The sequence below is a fragment of the Agrobacterium sp. a22-2 genome, assembly GCF_012276985.1.
Classification (GTDB): domain Bacteria; phylum Pseudomonadota; class Alphaproteobacteria; order Rhizobiales; family Rhizobiaceae; genus Allorhizobium.
This window is the reverse complement of the sequence record NZ_JAAXMM010000007.1, coordinates 171,607-191,145: the sequence shown is the minus strand read 5'-3', so window position 1 is coordinate 191,145 and position 19,539 is coordinate 171,607. Positions and strand designations below refer to the sequence as shown.

17 protein-coding genes are annotated in these 19,539 nt (G+C 60.8%); 13 read left to right on the top strand and 4 right to left on the bottom strand.

Annotated elements, in window-relative coordinates; translation table 11 throughout:
• Positions 1 to 318: 318 nt before the first annotated feature.
• On the bottom strand, positions 319 to 1,788 hold the full coding sequence (locus HFC70_RS13040) for a lipopolysaccharide biosynthesis protein (protein ID WP_168473691.1): 1,470 nt from the start codon (positions 1,786 to 1,788) through the stop codon (positions 319 to 321).
• A 122-nt stretch (positions 1,789 to 1,910) separates the two neighbouring features.
• Here HFC70_RS13040 and HFC70_RS13035 point away from each other — a divergent pair, with 122 nt between their 5' ends.
• Positions 1,911 to 2,870: a glycosyltransferase gene (locus HFC70_RS13035; RefSeq protein ID WP_168473690.1), complete on the top strand. Its 960-nt coding sequence runs from the start codon at positions 1,911 to 1,913 to the stop codon at positions 2,868 to 2,870.
• 97 nt (positions 2,871 to 2,967) lie between these two features.
• Positions 2,968 to 3,918, top strand: coding sequence for a polysaccharide pyruvyl transferase family protein (locus HFC70_RS13030; RefSeq protein ID WP_168473689.1), 951 nt, complete (start codon positions 2,968 to 2,970; stop codon positions 3,916 to 3,918).
• On the opposite strand, the gene HFC70_RS13025 is transcribed toward HFC70_RS13030, so the two are convergent.
• Both HFC70_RS13025 and HFC70_RS13020 read right to left on the bottom strand, forming a co-directional pair.
• Complete coding sequence (locus HFC70_RS13025) at positions 3,909 to 4,925, bottom strand: glycosyltransferase family 2 protein (protein WP_168473688.1); 1,017 nt, start codon at positions 4,923 to 4,925, stop codon at positions 3,909 to 3,911. The two genes, HFC70_RS13030 and HFC70_RS13025, sit on opposite strands and share 10 nt — an antisense overlap.
• Positions 4,926 to 5,056: 131 nt before the next feature.
• Positions 5,057 to 5,338: an exopolysaccharide production repressor protein gene (locus HFC70_RS13020; protein ID WP_168473687.1), complete on the bottom strand. Its 282-nt coding sequence runs from the start codon at positions 5,336 to 5,338 to the stop codon at positions 5,057 to 5,059.
• Between the two features lie 802 nt (positions 5,339 to 6,140).
• Here HFC70_RS13020 and HFC70_RS13015 point away from each other — a divergent pair.
• From HFC70_RS13015 to HFC70_RS13000, 4 genes are all read left to right on the top strand, one after another.
• A complete protein-coding gene (locus tag HFC70_RS13015; protein ID WP_168473686.1) occupies positions 6,141 to 6,818 on the top strand; it encodes a sugar transferase in 678 nt (225 codons plus the stop codon).
• Positions 6,819 to 6,880: 62 nt separating this feature from the next.
• On the top strand, positions 6,881 to 8,152 hold the full coding sequence (locus HFC70_RS13010) for a polysaccharide biosynthesis/export family protein (RefSeq protein ID WP_168473685.1): 1,272 nt from the start codon (positions 6,881 to 6,883) through the stop codon (positions 8,150 to 8,152).
• A gap of 7 nt (positions 8,153 to 8,159) precedes the next feature.
• Positions 8,160 to 9,467, top strand: coding sequence for an O-antigen ligase (locus HFC70_RS13005; RefSeq protein ID WP_168473684.1), 1,308 nt, complete (start codon positions 8,160 to 8,162; stop codon positions 9,465 to 9,467).
• Positions 9,464 to 10,465 carry an acyltransferase gene (locus tag HFC70_RS13000; RefSeq protein WP_168473683.1) on the top strand — a complete coding sequence of 334 codons (1,002 nt, stop codon included), beginning with the start codon at positions 9,464 to 9,466 and terminating at the stop codon, positions 10,463 to 10,465. Before HFC70_RS13005 ends, HFC70_RS13000 begins: the two co-directional genes overlap by 4 nt.
• 54 nt (positions 10,466 to 10,519) lie before the next feature.
• Here HFC70_RS13000 and iolG read toward each other — a convergent pair whose 3' ends face one another.
• Complete coding sequence (gene iolG, locus HFC70_RS12995) at positions 10,520 to 11,515, bottom strand: inositol 2-dehydrogenase (protein WP_168473682.1); 996 nt, start codon at positions 11,513 to 11,515, stop codon at positions 10,520 to 10,522.
• Between the two features lie 229 nt (positions 11,516 to 11,744).
• Between iolG and HFC70_RS12990 the strand changes: the two genes are divergently transcribed.
• From HFC70_RS12990 to HFC70_RS12960, 7 genes are all read left to right on the top strand, one after another.
• A complete protein-coding gene (locus HFC70_RS12990; protein WP_168473681.1) occupies positions 11,745 to 12,563 on the top strand; it encodes a MurR/RpiR family transcriptional regulator in 819 nt (272 codons plus the stop codon).
• 133 nt (positions 12,564 to 12,696) lie between these two features.
• Entirely contained in the window at positions 12,697 to 14,622 is a 1,926-nt protein-coding gene (iolC, locus tag HFC70_RS12985; protein WP_168473784.1) for a 5-dehydro-2-deoxygluconokinase, read from the top strand.
• Positions 14,619 to 16,442, top strand: coding sequence for a 3D-(3,5/4)-trihydroxycyclohexane-1,2-dione acylhydrolase (decyclizing) (gene iolD / locus HFC70_RS12980; protein WP_168473680.1), 1,824 nt, complete (start codon positions 14,619 to 14,621; stop codon positions 16,440 to 16,442). Before iolC ends, iolD begins: the two co-directional genes overlap by 4 nt.
• 1 nt (position 16,443) lies before the next feature.
• A complete protein-coding gene (iolE, locus tag HFC70_RS12975) occupies positions 16,444 to 17,349 on the top strand; it encodes a myo-inosose-2 dehydratase (protein ID WP_168473679.1) in 906 nt (301 codons plus the stop codon).
• Positions 17,346 to 17,558, top strand: a complete 213-nt coding sequence (locus tag HFC70_RS12970) for a hypothetical protein (RefSeq protein ID WP_168473678.1) — start codon at positions 17,346 to 17,348, stop codon at positions 17,556 to 17,558. Before iolE ends, HFC70_RS12970 begins: the two co-directional genes overlap by 4 nt.
• On the top strand, positions 17,555 to 18,364 hold the full coding sequence (gene iolB, locus HFC70_RS12965; RefSeq protein WP_168473677.1) for a 5-deoxy-glucuronate isomerase: 810 nt from the start codon (positions 17,555 to 17,557) through the stop codon (positions 18,362 to 18,364). Before HFC70_RS12970 ends, iolB begins: the two co-directional genes overlap by 4 nt.
• A gap of 54 nt (positions 18,365 to 18,418) precedes the next feature.
• The gene (locus HFC70_RS12960) at positions 18,419 to 19,537 is read left to right on the top strand and encodes a Gfo/Idh/MocA family protein (RefSeq protein ID WP_168473676.1); all 1,119 of its coding nucleotides are present in this window, start codon (positions 18,419 to 18,421) and stop codon (positions 19,535 to 19,537) included.
• Positions 19,538 to 19,539 lie beyond the last annotated feature (2 nt).

Sequence of the window (19,539 nt, the reverse complement as noted above, 5' to 3'; positions counted from 1 at the left end):
AAATATGGCAGTGCAGCAAAAAACTTCACCCCGTTTGGTTGCGGTGCACCCAAATGGTGTCGAAAACCAGAGCTGCGATGAAGTGTTCGTTTGTCGGCGAAAGGCTTGAAAACGACGCCGTGACAAGCCGTTGCGGAGATTTCGTATGTGCTTAAATACGCGGCAGGAGGCAATTGGGATCTGCGCAAACTCGTTTCGAAATTCCCTAGGACTAAGTGTCCGAAGATGGGCTGAATGTGCCGTTTCAGGCAAAAAGTGTGCAGGATTGAGGCAGGCGGGCCGGTTGCGGCGCGTCTAAATCGATTTGCACGAACCGCGTCAGACCGGGGAAGCGGACCTCCGGTTGCGCACCATTTCCTTCAGTTTTTTGAGAAGCGGCCGTTCGGTCAGGACGACCAGAACAGCATAGAGGGTGCCGCCAGCCAAGGCGCCGGCGATCAGCTGCAGGACCGGATTGGGCACCAGATGTCCATAGTGATCCAGAGCCAGACGGACTGCGACCGCCATCGCAAGCGCCGTGAACATCGGCCGGGTGGTAATGAAAAATCCTTTGAAAAAGGCGGTCCCGTCGGCCCGGAATACCACCCAGCTATAGCCGCACAGCACCAAGGCATTGATGACGCAGAGTGCGATCATCGCATCCACCAGCGTGCCGGTTGCCGCTGCATAGGCCACGGCCGCGGTCGTCACAACGGCCCGGATGACGGCCCACCAGAACAGCGTTCCGCCATGACCTACCCCCTTGAGGTAGGGAATATAGGTGCTGCATGGCGTCAATATCCCCTTCGATAGCGCCAGGAGGCTGAGCACCGGCCACGCATAGGCCCATTGCTTGCCGAATAGCACCAGCATGGCCGGCTCGGCGATCGCCCAGAGGCCGAACATCATCGGTGCCAGCAGCACGGTGGTCACCTGGGTGCTCAGCATCAAGGCCTGCGATCGACGGTCCCGGTCATGCATCATGGTGCTGAAGGCCGGGAACAGGACACCCATCACCGCGGACAGCACGACCTGGTTCGGAATGCTGGAGAACCGGTTTGCCGCGGAATAGGCACCGGCGTCGGCCAGCCCGAGATAGCGCGATATGACGACCATCGGTGACTGGAAGGTGATGAAATTGGCGATCTCCGAGCCCATCATGCCGAGGCTGAACCGGCCGAGCGCCAGCACTCGGCGCGGATGGAAGACGAAGCGGGGCGCATATCGCGATACGGCGTAAAGCCCGAAAAGCCGGATGAGGGCGGAGGAAAAGAGCTGCGCCAGAAGAGCATAGACGCCGAAGCCGAAGATCGCCAGCAGCACGGCGAGGATGGCCCCGAGCGTTTCGGAAATCATGCTCCACAAGGCATCCTTGCTGAACTGCATGCGGCGGGCGAGTAGCGCATAGGCCACATCGCCGCAAAGCTGTAGCGGAATGAGGAAACTCATGATTTCAAGAAGATAAGCTGCCTCCTTGGCCCCGAGCAGGGTGGCGATTGGATCAGAATAGACATAGAGGCCGGCCGCCATCAGGCAGGAGATCACCAGATTTGCCCAGAAAACCGAATGTATGGTTTCCATTTCCTCCTCGTGCTGGATGATCAGCGCCGAGGCAAAGCCGGCCCCGCCGATCATGGCCAGAAACTGCACAACAGCCAGTGCCACGGCGACCGCCCCGAACTCGTCCGGCGACAGGATGCGCGCCAAAATCGGCACCGTGACAAATTTAAGCCCGAATGTGCCTGTCTTGGATAAGACACTCCAGCCGACATTGCGCGTGACCGATTTGGCGTTGACGACTGGGGGCATGGCAACATCCTATGGGGAGTGGGAGAGGGAAGACAACGAAAAGACTTGAGCCGGATAAAGGCCGCAGCCTGATGGGAGGAAGACCACTAGACCTCTTTTAGAAAAACCGCAGGGGCGAAAAGATGGCGAAGCTGACAGTTATCATTCCTTACTACCAGAAGGAGGCGGGCATTCTCCGGCGTGCGCTGGGATCCGTCTTCGCACAGACCTTCACTGATTTTAATGTCATCATTGTCGATGACCAGTCGCCGTATCCGATCTCTGACGAATTGGCGCCGCTTTCTCCGGAGCAAAGAACGCGCATAAAAGTCATCAGTCAACCGAATGCCGGACCGGGCGGGGCTCGCAACACCGGCCTTGATCACGTCCCGGCGGACACGGAATTCGTGGCCTTCCTGGATTCCGACGATCTGTGGACCGCCGATCACTTGAAAAATGCCTATGAAAGCATGAGCCAGTTCGGTGCCGATTGCTATTGGGCCTCCATCACCGGTGGAGACGCCTTCTACTACCATTTCGGCATCGCCCACCTGGAAAAGACCGAACGGGTGGTGCGTCTCGCCGAGAGCCCGCTTGTCGTCGAGCTGCCGGAACTCTCAAGCGTCATGCTGAAGAACTGGAGCTTCCTGCACCTGTCCTGCATGGTGATCGGCCCCAGCCTTTTCCGGACTATCCGGTTTGAGGCTGAACTTCGTCTGGCGGCCGAGGACGTGCTGTTCTTCTGCGATTGTGTACTCGGAGCCAAGCGGGTCATCCTGTGCGATGCGGCCGGTGCCGAACGCGGCGAGGGGATCAACATTTTCCACAGCATCGATTCCGACTCGCCGCAATTCCTCAGGCAGCAATTCAACACGTGGGTGGCGCTCGACACGATCGAGGGACGCTTCTCGCGCCGGCCGGCTGAAATCGCCTCCATCCGGGGCTACAAGCAGACGGCAAGGCGCCAGGCGCTATGGAGCCAGGCGCGGCTGCTCAAGCGGCGCAAGCTGCCACAGTTCGATCTTCTCGCCCGCTGGTTCTGGCGCGACCCGCGCATCCTGCAAAGCGCCATGGCACTGGCCGTGGGCAAACTGTCGAGATGAATTCGGCTATGCCGGCACGCGCGTCCTGGGGCCGTGGTCGGGCATCGCTTCGCACTCCTGTCAGCCTCTTCTCTTTCGTCTTCCAAAGGAGACAGTCATGAAACCCTATTACTGGGAATCCGAGCACGGAAACTTCGGCGACGATCTCAATCTCTGGCTTTGGGATTTTCTTCTGCCCGGTTTTCGCGACGCCAGCCCCGATACCCTGCTGGTCGGTGTTGGCACGGTGCTCAACCGTGCCCTTCTGCCGAAGGGCGGCCACAAGCTGGTTCTGGGCAGCGGTTTCGGCTACGGCGCCTTGCCCGATATGAGCGATCCATCCGAATGGGACATTCGCTCCGTGCGCGGGCCGCTGACAGCCGAAAAGGTGGGCATTCCCCCCGAGAAAGGCATCATCGATCCCGCCGTCATGGTCGCCGATATGCCGGAATTCAAAGACCTGCCGAAGAAGTACAAGAAGAGCTTCGTGCCTCACTGGGAGTCGGCGATTGCCGGCATGTGGCCGGCGGTCTGCAGCCTGGTCGGCCTGAACTACATCGATCCGCGCGGCGAGGCCAAGGACGTGATCCGCGCCATTGCCCAGTCCGAGCTGATCGTCGCCGAATCCATGCATGGCGCCATTCTCGCCGACGCTTTCCGCGTACCGTGGGTAGCGGTCACCACGTCGCACAGCATCAACAGCTTCAAATGGAGCGATTGGGCACAGACCGTCGGTGTCAGCTACAAGCCTCGTCAGGTTCCCATTTCAAGCCGCGCCGAAGCGGTCGTGAAGGGAGCGCGGTTCTGGGGCGTGGATTTCGAGACCGGTGCGCCACCGCCGGAGGATCCGAACAGCAAGAAGATCGACGGTGATGTTCTGGTGCAGTCGCACAAGCCCCGCCAGACGCCTTTGCGCATGGTTGCAAAGCAGGCGCTGGCAGCGCCATCCGCCCTTGCCCTCTGGCAGGCAAGCCGCGCCGCGCCGCAGTTGAGCACTGACACGGTGTTGCAGGCGCGCAAGGATCGCTTCCTGGAGGTCATCGAAGGCGTGCGCCGGGACTATTGCTGATCCGGTTCCGGGATCGCCGGCAAAAGATAGCGAAAGGCAGGGGTGCCGGCATCGGCCGGTGCCGTTGCCTGTCGTGGCCGGAAACGCTCCGTCTTGTCGGCGAGAATGCCGCCGACGATAGCCGGAATCGCTCCTGGCCGGGCCATCATGTAGCCCAGTGCGGCGCCAGGTCCGCGCGCCTTCTTCAGATCGAGAAAATGGCGTAGCTCGTACCGCCCGCGAATATGCCGCTCGTGTCGATGGATCAGCGCGGCCGCGTCTGCGGGAAAGGTCGGATCCGCAAGCATCGCCCTGTCGGCCTCGAACAGCCGTTTCAGATCGTCGGTCCGGTGGCTGCCGCTCAAGGAATCGTGTCGCACCACTGCGCCATATCCGCAACCGTGAACGATCTTGTAGCGTGCGCCGCGTGCCAGCGCCCGCGCATAGAGATCGTAGTCCTCGCCGAGCCGGAGACTGTCCTGGTAGCGCAGGCCGTGGGCATCGAGAAAGCTGCGCCGCATGACCGGCTTTAGAAAGCCGATTTCTCCCCGCTGCTTGCCGCGCTGCGAAATATTGCCTTCGATGAAACCTTTGAGATCGAGAAGCCGTGCCTGCGACTGAAAGCGCGGGACTGCCCTAGACGCCTGGGCGGCGCCGGCCTCGTCGACGAAGACGATATTGTCGGCGATGAAATCCCAGTCGGTTTCACGAAAAAGCCGCTGGAAGCGGCCGGGCAGGAAAAAGTCGTCTGCATCGAGCACCGCCAGCAGGGACGCTCGGGAATGAGCGATGGCATGGTTGCGGGCTGCCGCAGGGCCTTGGTTTTCGGAAAATCGGATAATCTTGAGCCGCCCGCTGCCGTCATCTGCCGCCTCGGCTGCCGCCGCCGTTGTATCCGTCGATCCGTCGTCTAGAACGACGATCTCTGTCGTTTCCGGCTCTGCCAGCGCCGATGCGACGGCGCGGCCGATGGTGGCCGAGGCGTTCTTGGCGGCGATGATCACGCATACGTCCGAAGTTGCCGGCATTCCCTGCTCCTCTGTCCACTTGCGTCAGGCACCCATGACAGCATGGGCCTTTGCTTTCAGCAAGGATGGGAGCCGATCATGTCGCAAAAGCGGCGAGTGACAAGAAAGCCCGGGCACGCAACCGTGCGAGTTTAGAGGTTGGAATGACCTGTCTTGTTGAGGCTCGACACAGTCGGATTTGCTAACTGCTTGTCATCGTTCAGGCTTTTGGATGCGCCTGGGATCGGCTTGCGGTCTCGCGCCGCCCGCCAGACAAGGTAGAGCGTGGCCGCGAAATATCCGACTTGGAGCAAAATGGCGCATATAATGGTTTGTATGAATGTGCCAAATAGAGAACCACTCAAAGCATAAGTGGCCAACGCGAAGACAATCAACGCGCCGATCATGCTGGCAAAAACACGAGGTGCATACATAGCGCTACCTCTTGCCCAAATATTTGGTGAATTTCCTCATCTTGAACACTGCCTCTCCTCTAGGCCACAAGAGATATATTGAATTGGGCCCTGGATTTCAATGATTAAGCGAGGGCACAAGCGGCTGTGGCATATTTCTTTTTGCCAATAGCATGCCGCTTCTTTCGGTTCGGTTACATCGAAGGCTCAAATTGCCGCTCGTTGAGAGCAAAATATTAACCATAAGAGAAAGGTCGAATCGGAGCGTTGTGGGAATCACGTTTCACGGGCCTGCCTGTTTTGGCCTCAATTCGGACCACAACCGGGTGAAATGAGGCAGAATACTGCGCGGCGCCACGGCGAAGGGTTTCCGAAGAGCCTTCTCAGCCCGTCCTATTATCACGAATTGTTACAAGATTAGAGATTTAGAATGGAAAAATGTGCAGTGCAATATAATGATGCGGCGCAAAAATTTTCCCGCGGCAGTCGCCGTCGCCCCTATAGATTGCGATCGGTCAAGAAACTAAACGATTAGATTTATAAATAACCATACCGATTTCAGCAAATTTGCCTAGCAATGTTTCGTGATGTCAGAAAATTTGGGTAATTCATTGCTAATATGAGAATGAAATTCATTTTAGATTGGGCCGAGAGGAAAAATATTCTTAATATTCATACATTCAAAACGGACTATTTTTTAACCGCTGCAGACGGGCCTTTAAAAGACTGTTGCGAAGGACAAATTCTTACCACAGGCTTGCTCTTGGATAGGGCTCCGTCCTCCGGGACCCGACCAATCGCCAACGTAAATGGAGTCATCTCTATGAAGTCCGCGACTCGATCGGCAAGCACGCCGTTGTTTAGCACGCTTAATGCCGGCTCCCCGCCGGTGGGAGGGATATCCAAAAGGGGTTTCGACATTCTGGCTGCCAGTCTGGCACTGGTTTTTTTTAGCCCCTTGTTTCTGCTTCTCATGGCCCTCGTCAAATTCTCCGACGGCGGCAAGGTCTTCTATGGTCATCGCCGTATCGGGCATAACGGGCAGAGTTTCCATTGCCTGAAATTCCGCACGATGCGACAGGATGGTGATCGCCTTCTGCAGGACTATTTCCAGCAGAATCCTGCCGCCTACGAGGAGTGGCGGCAGACACGCAAGCTTCAGGACGATCCCCGCATCACCCTGGTGGGTGGCGTCTTGCGCAAGCTCAGCCTTGATGAGCTGCCACAGCTCATCAATATCATCCGGGGAGAGATGAGCGTCGTCGGGCCTCGCCCGGTGGTGGAAGATGAGCTCGAAATGTACGAGGCGGCCGCCGTCTTCTACCTGCAGACCAGACCCGGCTTGACCGGCCTCTGGCAGGTGAGCGGCCGCAACGATGTGTCCTATGCGTCCCGCGTGGCCATGGACACCCATTACGTGAAGAACTGGTCCCTGGTCAGCGATTTTCTCATCGTCGCCCGGACCGTTCCAGCTGTCTGCCTGTCTCGCGGCAGCTACTGAAAACGAATCCCATCCGCATATCCATGCGGTTGGGACCCTCGAACAGAACACGAGGCATTCCTATGCAGAAATCCGCATTGACCGGGGCAAACCCGGCCTTCAGTCGTTTCCCATGGTCCAGAGGGACGCTACTCGGGCTGTCTTTGCTTGTCTGCCTGGTGTCTCCGGTGACGGCGGAAGACTATCATCTGGGTGTTATGGACAAGGTCCGGGTGCGTGTGTCCGAATGGCAGACCGCCGAGGGCACGGTTCGCGACTGGACAGCGGTCAGCGGCGATTATGCGGTGGGCGCTTCCGGCACTCTGTCCCTGCCCTTCATCGGCGAGCTTTCAGCCTCCGGCAAGACCACGGCGGAAATGGCCGCCGACATCGGCGAGAAAATGCAGCAGCTTTTCGGCCTGCGCGACCGGCCGTCCGCCTCCGTGGAGGTTGCCGAATATCGGCCGGTCTATATTGCCGGCGAGGTGCAGACCCCCGGTGAATATCCCTATGCCCCCGGCATGACGGTCCTGAAGGCCATCAGTCTCGGCGGTGGATTGCGGCGCGCCGAGATGGGCCAGCGCTTCGCCCGCGATATGATCCAGTCGGAAGGCGATTCGTCCTTGCTGATCGCCGATCGAAACCGCTTGCTCGTGCGCCGCGCCCGCCTGATGGCGGAGATGTCCGGCAAGGGTACTATCGAACTGCCGGCAGCCCTCAAAGATGTGCCAGAGGCTGAAGAAATTCTGGAAAGCGAGCGGGCCCTCATGGTGTCGCGCGACAAGAAGCTCAAGCTGCAACTGACGGCGCTGAGCGATCTGAAAACGCTGCTGCAGAACGAGATCGTGTCACTCAATAAAAAATCCGAAACCCAGAACCGGCAACTTGGTCTGGTCGAAGTGGATCGGCAGAAGATCTATAACCTGACGGAAAAGGGCCTGACCGTCAGCTCCCGGAAACTGGAAATCGAGAGGCAGGTCACCGACCTGCAGGCAACCCTGCTCGATATAGACACCTCCAAGTTGCGAGCCCGGCAGGATGTCAGCGAAGCGGATCAAGATGAGATCACGCTTCGAAACGACTGGGATGCACAATTGGCGCAGGAGTTGCAGAATACCGAGAGCGAACTCGACAAGATCGCCCTGAAGCTCGGCACCAGCCGCGACCTGATGGCCGAAGCCCTGATGCAGTCCACGGAAGCGGCCGCCTTGAAGGCCGATGCGTCGGCCGCCGCCATCACCTACACGATCGTGCGGGACAAGGACGGCAAGATTTCCGAAATACCGGCCGACGAAAACACCAGGATCGTACCCGGCGACGTGATCAAGGTGAATGCCGCCATCGCTATGCGATGAGGTCTTGATGCGGATCGCCAAATCCAGCCTGATCGAACCGGGTGAAAACCAGCTCTATGGCACGATCGCCATCGCGCTGTCGGTGTTCATCTTCGCCTATTCGACCCGCTTCGGTCAGGTATCGATCCTGGCTTATTACGGCCTGTGGTTCCCCTTGGCCCTCGTCAATTATCGCGCCGTTCTGGGCAACTATACCCGATATGTCTGGATTCTCGGCTTTGCGATCTTTTGCGGACTGTCGATCTTTTGGTCGGCCGCCCCCTCCGTCACCACGCGCACGGCCATCCAGTACATGACCCATGTGGTATGCGCGCTGATCGCCATGCGCACCATCGACATCCGCACCCTGACCCGCGGTGCGATTGCCGGCATAGGCCTTGTGCTCACCTACTCGCTGTTGTTCGGGGTCTATCACTTCGATCCGATCGACGGCGGTTTCAGCTTCGTCGGTGCCTTCGCCTCGAAAAACCAGCTCGGCTTCTATGCCTCGCTTGGCATCTATTTCGCCTTTGCGGCGGCTTTCGTTCTTGGCGAGCGGCCCCTCTGGCTGGCACCTTGCGGAGTGGTCGGTCTTCTCGCTGCCTATTGTCTCTTTGCATCGCAATCGGCGACATCCGTTCTGACCGTCGCGGTCGTCATCGCCATATCCCTCGGGCTGCGTGTGCTACAGATGCTGTCGCCCGACAAGCGCAAGATCCTCTTTCTGGCCGGCACGGTGTTTGCCATCGTGGCGGGTGTGGGCCTCATCTATGGCGGTGGCATCGATCTGGTGCTCGGCGCCTTCGGCAAGGATTCGACGCTGACCGGGCGCACCTATCTCTGGCAACAGGGCATCGAGGCGGCCGGCGCCAATCCGTATTTCGGCGTCGGTTACCAGGCCTACTGGGTCCAGGGCTTTTCGGAACCTGAGCGGCTATGGGAAGAGTTTTTCATCGGCTCGCGCTCCGGTTTCCATTTTCACAACACCTTCATCGAGGCTGCGGTCGAGACCGGGCTGATCGGGCTTTTCCTGCTGTGCCTGGTCCTCGTCGTTGCCTTGCTCGGCCATCTTGGTCGTCTGTTGAGTCATGCGCGCGATCCCGACGCCGCAGTTCTGTTCGGTGTCGCCATGCTTCTGGTGATCCGGGCCTTTGTCGAAATCGACACGATGACGCCCTATCATGTCGGCTCGTTCCTTCTCTATTTCACCGCCGGCAAACTGACGCTCCGCCAGCCGATCAAGACGACGGAATACATCCCCGTCTTGCCGATAGCCGGTCCCCCGCAGGATTTCGCAGCCTATGACTCACTGGCTCGGATGAAGGGCACGTCATGAGAACCCTCTACGGTATCCAATATCTGCGTGCCGCAGCCGCCTTTGCCGTGGTGCTGTTCCACGCCGCGGAAAAGTCCGGCTATCATTTTGCGATCGGTGCGGCCGGCGTCGATATCTTCTTCGTCATCAGCGGCTTCATCATGTGGGTGATCTGCGATCGCAGGCCGGTTACGCCGGTTCAGTTTCTGGCCGAGCGCGCCCGCCGTATTGTGCCGATCTACTGGCTGGCCACCGCGGCCATGGTCGCCGGCGCGATCGTCGGGCTGTTTCCAAACCTGAAATTGACCGCGACCCATGTGCTGGGGTCGCTGTTTTTCCTGCCGGTCCGCTCGCCCAGCAATGGCGAGATCTGGCCGGTTCTGGTGCAGGGCTGGACGCTCAATTACGAGATGTTCTTCTACCTCGTCTTTGCCTTGGGGCTTCTGCTGCCGAAGGCCCCGCGGCTGGCCGCCATTGCGGTTCTTTTTGTGAGCCTTACCGTATTCGGCATGGCCGCGTCGCCGGACAATGCCTTTGTCTTCACCTATACAAGGCCGATCATCCTGGAATTCGTTGCCGGCATGATTCTGGGGCAAGCCTGGCTAAGCGGCAGGGTACCGGGCGTGCTCGGTGGAGCGGCATTGATCGCGGCAGGCCTGGCCGGCTTTGCGATCATCCAGATCGGCGGGTTTGGCTTCGATGCCTGGACCTGCGGTCCGCTGGCCGTGGCCATGGTGCTGGGCATCCTGGCGCTGGAGGCGAAAGATCTCATCGTCAAATGGCCGGTGCCGGCCTTCCTCGGCAATGCCTCCTATTCCATCTATCTCTGGCACACCTTTGCCATATCCGTCGTCGCCAAGCTTGGCCTGGCATTGGGGCTCCCTGGTCCGCTCATTCTCGTGTCGTCGGTTCTGGCCGGGATCGCGATCGGCTCTCTGGCCTATCTCATGATCGAGCGCCCGCTGGTGCAATGGTTTCAGGGCCCGCGAAAACACCCGGTGTCCGAGAAAATCGCATGAAAAAAAGGCGGCGCACCGGCAAGCGCGCCGCTTTGATGGAGAAAGCGGTCCGGCCTACGCCTTGACGGAAACCGCGATATTCTCGCGGGCGGCTTTCAGCGCCGCATCGGCCAGCGTCAGGGCGATCAGCCCGTCTTCGGCAGAGGGCGAAGGTGCCGAGCCGGTCTCGACGCAGTCGATGAAGGCCGAGATTTCGGCAGCATAGGCGGCGGTATAACGGGTCATGAAGAAATCATGCAGCGGCGGGCGTGTATAACCGTCCTTGTTGGCGATCTCGATCGACACCGGCCGCTGGTTTTCCGCCGAAACAGAGCCGAGCGATCCGTGCACTTCGATGCGCTGGTCGTAGCCATAGGTGGCGCGACGGGAGTTGGAGATCACGCATTGCCGGCCGCTGGCGGTGGTCAACATCAGGCTGGCGCTGTCGTAGTCGCCGAGTTCGCCGATCTTCGGATCGACCAGCACGGCGCCGACCGCCATCACCGTGACGATCTCCTCGCCGAGCAGGAAGCGTGCCATGTCGAAATCATGAATGGTCATGTCGCGGAAAATGCCGCCCGAGACCTTGATATACTCCGGCGGCGGCGCGCCGGGATCGCGGCTGGTGATCGTCACCATCTCGACCTTGCCGATCTTGCCATCGTCGATCGCCTTGCGGACCGCCCGGAAATGTGGATCGAAGCGACGGTTGAAGCCGAGCATCACCCTGGCGCCGGTCTTGCGAACCGTTTCCAGGCAGGCTCTGGCACGGGCAACATCGAGGTCGATCGGCTTCTCGCAGAAGATCGCCTTGCCCGCCCTGGCAAAACGCTCGATCAGGTCGGCATGGGTATTGGTCGGCGTGCAGATGATGACGGCATCGATCTCGGGGTCTGCCTCGATCTCGTCGATCGTCTTCACCGCGCAGCCCGTGGCGGCCGCGATGGCATTGGCAGCCTCCGCAAAGGCATCCGCCACGGCCACAAGCCTGGCCCGCTTGTCTTCGGCAATCGCCTTTGCATGGACCTTGCCGATGCGGCCGGCTCCCAGAAGCGCCAGTTTCGTTACCATGTCATTCTCCTCCCTGGCCGCCCTCCATCCGGATTGACGGCGCTTGAAAACCACGCACACATGCGCTCCATTCCGATGCGCCGTCCTTCGCCTTCGAAGGCCAGGCAGCACACCAGAAAATCGCAGCGGCTGCTCCTCGCGCCGCCGAAATCTTCGTTTGGAATATACGTTCCATTTTGCTAGATTGCGATATTGTTTATGTCAAGTGCCCAGGGCCAGAAGGACAGATATGGCAGAGACCGACAGCCCCGCCACCCTCAAGGCATTCGAAGAACGGCTTCTGGAAGTGTCGGAAAACCTGCCGAAACGGCTGCGGCAATGTGCCGATTACGTTGCCGCCAATAAGGATCGCATTGCCGTATCGACGGTGGCGGAGATGGCCGACGGGGCCGGCGTGCAGCCTTCCGCTTTCATGCGCTTCTGCCAGATCCTCGGCTTTTCCGGCTTTTCGGAGATGCAGCGCCTGTTCCGCGAATCCTATGTCGGTGGCTGGCCGGACTATACGACGCGCCTGCATCACCTGCGGGAAAAGGCGGAAGGCAGTCCGTCCGCGCTGCTCGCCGAATTCGTCGAGGCCGGCCGCACTTCCCTGGAAGGCCTGCTCAAGACTATCGATCCGCCGGTGCTGGAACAGGCGGTGCAAATGCTGTCCGGGGCCCAGATGATCCATATCATCGGCCTGCGGCGCTCTTTCCCGGTCGCCAGCTACATGGCCTATGCCTTTGAAAAGATGAATGTCCCGGCCATGTTGCACAGCGCGGTCGGCAAACTCGAAAACCATCATGCGATCCGGCCGGGGGACGTGCTTCTGGCCATCACCTTCTCGCCCTATTCGAGCGAGACGATCGATCTGGTGGAAACCGTATCGGCGCGTGGCATTCCCGTGGTCGCCGTCACCGATACGATCGTCAGCCCGATGCGCAAGTTCGGCGCGATCACGCTGTCTGTGTCCGAGGTCGATTTCGGCGCCTTCCGGTCGCTGTCGGCCACCCTCTGTCTGGCGATTGCCCTGTCGGTGGCGGTGGGAACGGCCCGTCAAGAAGATTGAATATTTGTATTGAAAGAGGGAAAAATAGAATTTATAGTCCATATTCAGAACGTGTAGAACGGCCAGCGGGAGAGGTGGGCCGTTTATGACAAGGTGATTGCGCGCCAAGAACGCCGTCGCCGCCAGGGAGGACATCTTGACGCAACTCGATCTGATCACGATCGGCCGATCATCCGTGGACCTGTACGGGGCCCAGGTAGGCGGGCGTCTGGAGGACATGGCCTCCTTCAACAAATACATTGGCGGTTCCCCGACGAATATCGCGGCCGGCACGGCGCGACTGGGCCTCAAATCGGCGCTCATCACCCGGGTCGGCAACGAGCACATGGGTCGCTTCATCCGCGAACAGCTGATGCGCGAAGGTGTCGACGTGCGCGGCGTGGTCACCGACAACGAGCGTTTGACCGCCCTGGTGCTGCTCGGCATCCGCGACCAGAGCCAGTTTCCGCTGATCTTCTATCGGGAAAACTGCGCCGACATGGCGCTGTGTGAAGACGACATCGATCCGGATTTCGTGGCGGAGGCCCGCTGCATCTGCGTCACCGGCACCCATCTGTCCCATCCGCGCACCGAAGCCGCCGTCCTGAAGGCCCTCAGGCTGGCCCGGGCCAACGGTGCCCGCACGGCGCTCGACATCGACTACCGTCCCAACCTCTGGGGCCTGGCCGGCCATGGCGATGGCGAAAGCCGCTTCATCGAATCGCAGCAGGTGACGGCAAAGCTGCAATCGACCCTGCACTGGTTCGATCTGATCGTCGGCACGGAAGAGGAATTCCATATTGCCGGCGGTTCGACCAACACCATCGAGGCGCTGAAAGCGGTGCGCGGCGTGTCGGCCGCAACGCTGGTCTGCAAACGCGGCCCCATGGGCGCCGTGGTGTTCGAAGGCGATATTCCGGCGAGCCTCGACGACGGCCAGACCGGTCAGGGTTTCCCCATCGAGGTTTTCAACGTGCTCGGTGCCGGCGACGGCTTCATGTCCGGCTTGCTCAAGGGCTGGCTGACGGGAGAGGACTGGCCGACCAGTCTGAAATTTGCCAATGCCTGCGGCGCCTTTGCCGTCTCCCGCCACGGCTGCACGCCCGCTTATCCGAGCTGGGAGGAGCTGCAATATTTCTTCCGCACCGGCATTCGCGACAAGGCGCTCCGCAAGGACAAGGCGCTCGAACAGGTGCACTGGTCGACCAACCGCACCGGTGAATGGCCCGAAATGCGCGTCTTTGCCTTCGATCATCGCATGCAGCTGGAAGCCATGGCCGAGGAGGCCGGAGCCGATCTCAGCCGTATTGATGAGTTCAAGGGGCTTTGCCTGAAGGCTGCCCTTCAGGTCTCAGCCAATCGCCCCGGCTACGGTATCCTCTGTGATGGCCGGCTGGGACGCGATACGTTGTACAAGGCGACCGGCACCGGTTTGTGGATCGGCCGTCCCGTCGAATGGCCAGGCTCGCGGCCGCTGGTGCTGGAGCCGGAGATCGGCCCTGATTTCGGCGGCCTGAGCGAATGGCCGGTCGACAATGTCGTCAAGGTGCTCTGTTTCTATCATCCGGACGATGACGCAGCGATGCGGGCCGATCAGGAGGCGACGGTGAGCCGGCTCTATGCCGCGGCCCGGCGCAACCGGCTGGAAATGCTGCTGGAAGTCATCCCCTCCAAGGTTGGACCGACCGACGACGATACGGTGGCAAAAATCATCGAGCGTTTCTACGAGATCGGCATCTATCCCGATTGGTGGAAACTCGAGCCGATGAAGACCGAGGCCTCCTGGGCCAATGCCTGTGCGGCGATTTCCAGGAACGATCCCTATACGCGCGGCATCGTTGTCCTGGGCCTCGATGCGCCGGCGGTCGAGCTGGAAGAGAGCTTTGCAACGGCGGCCCGCTTCGATCTGGTCAAGGGGTTCGCGGTGGGCCGCACCATTTTCGGCGAGGCCGCCCGGCGCTGGCTGTCCGGGGACATCTCCGACGATCAGGCAATCGCCGACATGGCCCGAAAATATCAGGATCTGTGCACCGTCTGGGATCGTGCCCGCAATGGTGCCGCACAAGGAACAGACGCATGAAAACGGTGCGATTGACGGCCGCGCAGGCCATGATGCGCTATCTGATGAACCAGTTCAACGAAGAGGGCGAAACCTTCATCGCCGGCATGTGGGCCATCTTCGGCCACGGCAATGTCGCCGGCATCGGCGAAGCGCTGCATGGCGTGCGGGGCGAGTTCCAGACCTATCGTGGCCAGAACGAACAGTCGATGGCCCATGCGGCGATCGCCTATACCAAGCAGCTCGGCCGCAAGCGCGCCATGGCGGTGACCTCGTCCATCGGCCCCGGTGCTGCCAACATGATCACCGCGGCGGCCCTTGCCCATGTCAACCGCTTGCCCGTGCTGCTTGTGCCGGGCGACGTCTTTGCCGATCGCGGCCCGGACCCGGTCCTGCAGCAGATCGAGGATTTTAACGACGGCGTGATGACGGTCAACGACTGCTTCCGCCCGGTCAGCCGCTATTTCGATCGCATCATGCGGCCGGAACATCTGTTGACCGCACTGCCGCGGGCCTTCCGTGTGATGACCGATCCGGCCGATTGCGGTCCGGTGACGCTGGCCTTCTGCCAGGACGTCCAGGCAGAGGCCTATGACTACCCGGAGAGCTTCTTTGCCCGAAAGATCTGGTACCGCCGCCAGCCTCGCCCGGATGAGCGCGAACTGGCCGCGGCCGTCGAGGCGCTGAAGGCTGCCAGAAATCCGGTGATCGTCGCCGGCGGCGGCGTGCATTTCGCCGGCGCCTGCGACACGCTGAAGGCCTTCGTCGAAAAACACGATATTCCGGTGGTCGAAACCCAGGCCGGCAAATCGGCGCTTGCCTGGGATCACCAGGCCAATTTCGGCCCGGTCGGGGTGACGGGTGCGTCGAGCGCCAATGCCGTCTGCGAAAACGCCGATCTGGTGATCGGCGTCGGCACGCGGTTCCAGGATTTCACCACCGGCTCCTGGTCGCTGTTCCGTAACCCCGAGCGCCGCATCCTGGCGCTCAACGTTCAATCCTATGACAGTGCCAAGCATGAGGCGATCCCGCTTGTCTGCGATGCCAAGGTGGGCCTTGAGCTCATGAGTGCGGCGCTCGGGGAGCATCGATTCACCCCGGCGGATGCCAGCCTCAAGGCGGGCTGGTTCGAAAAGGCCGATGCCGTCACCGCCCCACCGAAGGACGGCAACAGCCTGCCGACCGACATGCAGGTCATCGGCGCGGTGCAACGCGCCTCGCGCGACAACACCGTCGTCATGTGTGCGGCCGGCACCATGCCCGGCGAATTGCACCAGCTCTGGAAGGCCAAGCTGCCGCTGTCCTATCACATGGAATACGGCTTTTCCTGCATGGGTTACGAGGTCGCCGGCGGTCTCGGCATCAAGATGGCGGAACCGCATCGCGACGTCATCGTCATGGTCGGCGACGGCTCCTATATGATGATGAACTCGGAACTGGCGACCGCAGTCGCCATGGGTCTCAAGATCACCGTCGTCATCACCGACAACCGCGGCTACGGCTGCATCAACCGGCTGCAGATGGAAACGGGCGGCGCCGAGTTCAACAATCTCTACGCCCATACCAATCTCGATGGCCCGCCGCCGATCGATTTTGCCGCGCACGCCGCGTCGATGGGCGCCAGCACCACGAAGGTCGGCTCGATCGCCGAGCTCGAAAAGGCACTTGAGGCCGCCCGCGAGGCCATCGTCACCACCGTTGTCGTCATCGATACCGATCCCTATCCGGTTCCCGATGCCGGCGGCTACTGGTGGGATGTGGTGGTGCCGCAGGTTTCGGCACGCAGCCAAGTCAACGAAGCCCGTACGCGATACGAGGCGGCACGCAAGGAAAGACGCTAGCATGATCCTCTACGGTACGAACCCCATCGCCTGGTCCAATGACGACGACCGCACGCTCGGCGCCCATATCAGCCTTGAGCAATGCCTGGACGAGACCGCCAGGATCGGTTTCGACGGCATCGAGAAGGGCCATAAGTTTCCGACAGATCCCGCCGGCCTCAAGGCCGTGCTCGAGCCGCGCGGCTTGCGGTTCGTCTCCGGCTGGCATTCGCTCAACCTGCTGACCCAGTCGATCGAGGACGAAAAGGCCGCCATGCAGCCGGCGCTGGACCTTCTGAAGGCCATGGGCTGCAAGGTCATCATCGTCTGCGAAACCTCCAATGCCATCCACGGCAATGACGACATGGCCGTCAACGACCGGCCGCGCCTTGCCGATGACCAATGGGCAAGCTTCGGCGCCGGCGTCGAGGCCCTTGCCGAATTCTCGGCGTCCCAGGGCATCTCGCTGGTCTATCACCACCACATGGGCACGGTCGTCGAGAGCGAAGATGAGATCGACAAGTTGATGGCCCATACCGGACCGCATGCCAAGCTGCTGCTCGACACCGGCCATTGCCTGTTCGGTGGCGGCAATCCGGAGCGCGCCGCGCGCAACCACATGGGCCGCGTCGGCCATATCCATGCCAAGAACATCCGCCCGGCGATTGCCGCTGAAGTTCGCGGCGAGGGCCTGTCCTTCCTCGAAGGCGTGCGCCGCGGTGTCTTTACCGTGCCCGGCGACACCGAGGGTGGCGTCGATTTTCCGTCCGTGCTTAAAGTTGCCGCCGAACACGGTTATCAGGGTTGGCTGGTGATCGAGGCCGAGCAGGATCCGGATGTGCGCAATCCGTTCGACTATCAGAGTCTCGGCCTGAAATCCCTCAAGGCGATGGCGCGCGCCGCAGGACTGGACAAGACAGGGCCATGAAATTCTTCGATCCGGACCACCCCTTCCTGCGGCCACTCTGGCGCCGCATCGTCATCGTCGTGGCGACGTTGGCCTGGGCAGGGGTCGAGTTCATGAATGGCGCGATCGGCTGGGGCTTCGTGTTCCTGGCCGCCGCCCTTTACTGCGGCCTGCACTTCTTCGTGGTGTCCCGGCCGAAGCAGGACGATACGGGAGGCCCAGACGAATGACGGAACTGTTGAGAAAGCCGACGGCCACAAGCGGCAAGGTGCACGACATCACGCCGCAGAGTGCCGGCTGGGGTTATGTCGGCTTCGGTCTTTACCGGCTGAAGGCCGGCGAAACGGCGGCGGAAGCGACCGGCGAGACCGAAGTCATTCTCGTGCTTGTCGAGGGTAAGGCCGAGATATCAGGTGGGGACAAGAGTTTCGGCGAACTCGGCGACCGCATGAACGTCTTCGAGCGCAAGCCGCCGCATTGCGTCTATATCCCCGCCGGTGCCGACTGGGCGGCAACCGCCACTACCGACTGTACGCTCGCCGTCTGCACCGCACCCGCCATGCCCGGTCGTGAAGCCGCGATCATCGGGCCGGTCGGCATTGCACTCACCGAACGTGGCAAGGGCGCCAATACGCGTTACATCTTCCCGATCGCCATGGAAGAGCGCGACGTCGCCGACAGCCTGCTGGTGACCGAAGTGTTCACGCCCTCGGGCAATTGGTCGTCCTATCCGCCCCATCGCCATGACGAGGATAACTTCCCCGACATGACTTATCTCGAGGAAAGCTATTATCACCGGCTCAATCCCGACCAGGGTTTCGGCTTCCAGCGCGTCTTTACCGAAGACGGATCGCTGGACGAGACCATGGCGGTGTCGAGCGGCGATGTCGTGCTGGTGCCCAAGGGTCATCATCCCTGCGGCGCGCCTTATGGCTATGACATGTATTACCTGAACGTCATGGCGGGACCCTTGCGCAAATGGCGGTTCCAGAACCATCCGGATCACGACTGGATTTTCAAACGCGACAATCCCTAAGGCCGATGGCGGTCCGGGACGGGATTTAAGGATAGAAAGCTCTGGGAGGGGTTTATGGCAGGTTTGGGCATCGGGCTGATCGGCACCGGTTATATGGGCAAGTGCCATGCGCTGGCATGGAATTCGGTCGCCAGCGTCTTTGGTGATGTGGAGCGGCCGCGGTTGATCACGCTGGCCGAGGTCAATGCCGATCTGGCGGCGACGAAAGCGCAGGAGCTTGGTTTCTCGACCTCGACGGGCCACTGGCAGGACCTGCTGGAGAATCCGGCTATCGACGTGATCTCCGTGACCACGCCCAATGCTTTTCATGCCGAGATGGCCATTGCCGCCCTTGAGGCCGGCAAGCATGTCTGGTGCGAAAAGCCGATGGCACCGGCGCTCGCCGACGCGGTCCGCATGCGCGATGCTACCGCGGGCACCGGCAAGGTGGCGGCCATGGGCTACAACTATATCCAGAACCCGATGATCCGCCGCATCAAGCAGCTGATCGATGACGGCGCGATTGGCGCGGTCAATCATGTCCGCGTCGAGATGGACGAGGATTTCATGGCTGATCCTTCGCAGCTCTTCTACTGGAAGAGCGAGGCATCTTCCGGCTATGGCGCACTCGACGATTTCGCCGTACATCCTCTGTCGCTGCTGTTCACGCTGTTCGGACATGTCGACGCGGTGGTGGCCGACATGGGAAAACCGTATGCGACCCGCCCTTCGAAGGATGGCGGCACGCGCGAGGTCGAGAACCACGATATCGCCAGCGTCCTGATGCGGCTGGAAGGCAACATATCGGCCGTGCTGATGGCCAATCGGTCCGCCTGGGGCCGCAAGGGTCGCATCGCCCTGCAGATCTTCGGCTCCGCCGGCTCCATCCTGTTCGACCAGGAGCGCATGAATGAATTCGAGATCTATCGCACAGGCGAGGCCGGCAGCGAGCAGGGCTTTGCCAGAGTGCTGGCAGCACCGGCGCACAGGCCCTATGACCACTTCATCCCGGCCCCCGGCCATGGCTTGGGCTTCAACGACCTGAAGATCATCGAGTGCCGCGAGCTGATCAGCGCGATCAACGGTGACAAAGCCCATCTGATCGATTTCGAGCAGGGCCTGCGCATCGAACGCAGCGTCCATGCCATGGCCCGCTCCTTCGCCGAACAGCGCTGGGTCGAAGTTTCCGTCTGACG

Coding starts and splice junctions, on each gene's coding strand:
- iolG (WP_168473682.1), bottom strand. CDS start 11,515: ATGGTAACGAAACTGGCGCTTCTGGGAGCCGGCCGCATCGGCAAGGTC.
- HFC70_RS12990 (WP_168473681.1), top strand. CDS start 11,745: ATGGCAGAGACCGACAGCCCCGCCACCCTCAAGGCATTCGAAGAACGG.
- HFC70_RS13030 (WP_168473689.1), top strand. CDS start 2,968: ATGAAACCCTATTACTGGGAATCCGAGCACGGAAACTTCGGCGACGAT.
- HFC70_RS13015 (WP_168473686.1), top strand. CDS start 6,141: ATGAAGTCCGCGACTCGATCGGCAAGCACGCCGTTGTTTAGCACGCTT.
- iolB (WP_168473677.1), top strand. CDS start 17,555: ATGACGGAACTGTTGAGAAAGCCGACGGCCACAAGCGGCAAGGTGCAC.
- HFC70_RS13000 (WP_168473683.1), top strand. CDS start 9,464: ATGAGAACCCTCTACGGTATCCAATATCTGCGTGCCGCAGCCGCCTTT.
- HFC70_RS13005 (WP_168473684.1), top strand. CDS start 8,160: ATGCGGATCGCCAAATCCAGCCTGATCGAACCGGGTGAAAACCAGCTC.
- HFC70_RS13020 (WP_168473687.1), bottom strand. CDS start 5,338: ATGTATGCACCTCGTGTTTTTGCCAGCATGATCGGCGCGTTGATTGTC.
- HFC70_RS13025 (WP_168473688.1), bottom strand. CDS start 4,925: ATGCCGGCAACTTCGGACGTATGCGTGATCATCGCCGCCAAGAACGCC.
- iolE (WP_168473679.1), top strand. CDS start 16,444: ATGATCCTCTACGGTACGAACCCCATCGCCTGGTCCAATGACGACGAC.
- HFC70_RS13040 (WP_168473691.1), bottom strand. CDS start 1,788: ATGCCCCCAGTCGTCAACGCCAAATCGGTCACGCGCAATGTCGGCTGG.
- HFC70_RS13035 (WP_168473690.1), top strand. CDS start 1,911: ATGGCGAAGCTGACAGTTATCATTCCTTACTACCAGAAGGAGGCGGGC.
- HFC70_RS12960 (WP_168473676.1), top strand. CDS start 18,419: ATGGCAGGTTTGGGCATCGGGCTGATCGGCACCGGTTATATGGGCAAG.
- HFC70_RS13010 (WP_168473685.1), top strand. CDS start 6,881: ATGCAGAAATCCGCATTGACCGGGGCAAACCCGGCCTTCAGTCGTTTC.
- iolD (WP_168473680.1), top strand. CDS start 14,619: ATGAAAACGGTGCGATTGACGGCCGCGCAGGCCATGATGCGCTATCTG.
- HFC70_RS12970 (WP_168473678.1), top strand. CDS start 17,346: ATGAAATTCTTCGATCCGGACCACCCCTTCCTGCGGCCACTCTGGCGC.